This is a genomic window from Mesorhizobium sp. P5_C1 (assembly GCF_054049815.1).
The window spans coordinates 1-683 of record NZ_JBFULQ010001290.1; the positions used below are offsets into that span (position 1 = coordinate 1).

General features: G+C 59.6%; 1 protein-coding gene. It reads right to left on the reverse strand.

Annotated elements, in window-relative coordinates:
* Positions 1 to 424 (reverse strand): adenylate/guanylate cyclase domain-containing protein (locus ACXJ7R_RS35430; protein WP_457155847.1); only part of this gene is annotated, 424 nt, incomplete at its 3' end.
* Between the last annotated feature and the right edge of the window lie 259 nt (positions 425 to 683).

Genomic DNA, 683 nt, shown 5'->3' on the forward strand with positions numbered 1-683 from the left:
CTGGAATGTTCTTGAGGCGCTGTTCGCCGAGCGACTTGAAAGTCAGGCCGAGCTTGTTGTGGGCCTGGTCGTAGGCCGTTCCCGAGATGACGATGCCGCCCGGATCGCTCAGTCCTTCCAGGCGGGCTGCGATGTTGACGCCGTCGCCGTAGAAGTCGTCCTTGTCGGGGATCACGTCACCAAGGTTGATCCCGATGCGGAACACGATCTGGGTATCTTCGGGGACACCGAGGTTCTGCTGCGCGGTGACCCGTTGGATTTCAACGGCGCATGCTAAGGCATCGACGACGCTCTCGAACGCGACCAAAGCGCCGTCGCCCATGAGCTTGACGATGCGGCCATGGTAGCCCTCGATCGAGGGTTCGATGAATTCGCGCCGGAGCGCCTTGAGCCGCGAGAGTGTGCCCATCTCGTCCAGCCCCATCAGCCGGCTGTACCCCACCACGTCGGCCGCGAGGATAGCAACCAGCTTCCGTTCGAGATGTTGTACCTGTTCCACAGCGCATGACTATAGGGAAAGCCTTATGGCAAGACCATATGCCGGAGGTTAGCCAGGGCGGTGGCTATCGACCTGACTAGCGTCACAAACGTATTGGGCGCTTGTTCGCTTGCGCATCACCGGGTATCCAATTAACTGAAACCGAAGAGGACTTGGTTGCCTCTGCAGGTGAAAAGTGCTGACC